Here is a 1,492-nt window from a genome sequence, read left to right as displayed (position 1 = left end):
AAGCCCACCAGGACGCCGGCCGCTCCGGTACGCATGAGGTGCAAAGCCGGGGTGTAGCCGGCAGCCCCGCCGACGATCACGGGGACGTCGAGCTCATAGATGAACTGCTTGAGGTTCAGGGGCTCATGGTTCTTTGAGACGTGCTCGGCCGAGACCGTGGTGCCCCGGATGACAAAAATGTCGACGCCGGCGGCCACCACGGTCTTGTAGTGTTCCTGGGTGCGCTGCGGTGTCAGCGAGCCGGCCACCGTCACGCCCGATGCGCGGATTTCCGCGAGCCTGGTGGTGATCAGTTCGGGCTGGATGGGGGCCTTGTAGAGCTCCTGCATGCGCCGGGTGACCGTCGGGCTGGCCGTTTCATCCGCAAGGGCAGAGATCTCGTCCAGCACAGACTGGGGATCTTCGTACCGCGTCCACAGGCCCTCGAGGTCCAGAACGCCCAGGCCGCCCAGCCGCCCAAGCGCGATGGCCGTTTCAGGCGACATCGCGGAGTCCATGGGTGCGGCGATCACGGGCATCTCAAACTTGTAGGCATCAATCTGCCATGAGACGGAAACGTCCTTGGGGTCGCGCGTCCGGCGGTTGGGGACGATCGCGATGTCATCCAGGGAGTAGGCACGACGCCCACGCTTGCCACGGCCAATCTCAATCTCGTAAGTCACTGCTCTAGGTTATCCCAGTGCGGCGCGATGTTCCGGCAGGGTGACGCAGACCATGACGACAGGCAATGCCTGATAAATAAGCGAGCCCGCCGCCTCCATAGTGGAGGTGGCGGGCTCGCTTGGAACTGCCTGGGATAGGAATTTACGCCTAGCGGGAACCGTAGTTCGGAGCCTCGACGGTCATCTGGATGTCATGCGGGTGGGACTCCTTGAGTCCGGCCGCAGTGATGCGCACAAACTTACCGCGTGCCTTGAGTTCGGCGATGGTCGGGGCACCCGTGTAGAACATGGTCTGGCGCAGGCCGCCGACCAGCTGGTACGCCACCGAGGAGAGCGGGCCGCGATAGGCGACGCGACCTTCGATGCCTTCCGGGATGAGCTTGTCATCACCGGAAACGTCCGCCTGGAAATAGCGGTCCTTCGAGTAGGACGTGTTCTTGCCACGGGACTGCATGGCACCCAGGGAACCCATGCCGCGGTAGCTCTTGAACTGCTTGCCGTTCACGAAGATCAGCTCACCCGGCGACTCGTCGCAACCAGCCAGCAATGAGCCGAGCATGACGGTGTCGGCACCGGCCACGAGGGCCTTGCCGATATCGCCCGAGTACTGCAGGCCGCCGTCGGCGATCAGCGGAACACCGGCAGGGATGGCCGCCTTCGAGGACTCGTAGATAGCCGTGATCTGGGGAACGCCCACACCGGCAACAACGCGCGTGGTGCAAATGGAGCCCGGGCCCACGCCCACCTTGATGCCGTCGGCACCGGCGTCGATCAGTGCCTGGGCGCCTTCGCGAGTGGCGGCCTGGCCGCCGATGATGTCAACGTGGGCA

At 64.3% G+C, this 1,492-nt stretch carries 2 protein-coding genes; both read right to left on the bottom strand.

Features of this window, described 5'->3' with window-relative positions; translation table 11 throughout:
• Nucleotides 1-662: IMP dehydrogenase (locus AHiyo1_RS01765; RefSeq protein ID WP_172465466.1), on the bottom strand; the 662-nt coding region annotated here is incomplete at its 3' end.
• Nucleotides 663-810: 148 nt separating this feature from the next.
• Nucleotides 811-1,492 (bottom strand): IMP dehydrogenase (gene guaB / locus AHiyo1_RS26035; protein ID WP_253257114.1); only part of this gene is annotated, 682 nt, incomplete at its 5' end.

This window comes from Arthrobacter sp. Hiyo1 (genome assembly GCF_001263615.2).
In the GTDB taxonomy this organism is placed as follows: domain Bacteria; phylum Actinomycetota; class Actinomycetes; order Actinomycetales; family Micrococcaceae; genus Arthrobacter.
The sequence above is the reverse complement of the archived record's forward strand: the minus strand, read 5'-3'. Positions and strand labels throughout refer to the sequence as shown.